At 43.0% G+C, this 263-nt stretch carries 1 pseudogene; it reads left to right on the top strand.

Annotation, left to right across the window (positions count from 1 at the left end):
- Nucleotides 1–263: pseudogene (locus tag AAEZ03_RS27740) on the top strand (hypothetical protein); the annotation flags it as partial.

Raw genomic sequence — 263 nt, 5'->3', positions numbered from 1 at the left:
CAAGTGATTGAGGACACGCTCTTAGACACCAGTAAACTACTAGCAGCCAGCCTACAGCAACCACTGCAATCAAAAGAGCTGTACGATGAGGATTATCAAAGCCAACTTGATACTGCATTTATTAATACCTTAGCAAACAACAATATAACCCGCCCAGACATCAAGTATGATGAAAAAACCTATAGTAGCTTTCGAGTCTATGTCACAGACAAGCAAGGCACGGTCATCTATGATTCATTCCGCACGCCTGACAATGCTGAAGG

The sequence above is a fragment of the Pseudomonas sp. HY2-MNA-CIBAN-0224 genome (assembly GCF_040310285.1).
Classification (GTDB): domain Bacteria; phylum Pseudomonadota; class Gammaproteobacteria; order Pseudomonadales; family Pseudomonadaceae; genus Aquipseudomonas; species Aquipseudomonas helleri.
This window is presented reverse-complemented; position numbering and strand designations above follow the sequence as displayed.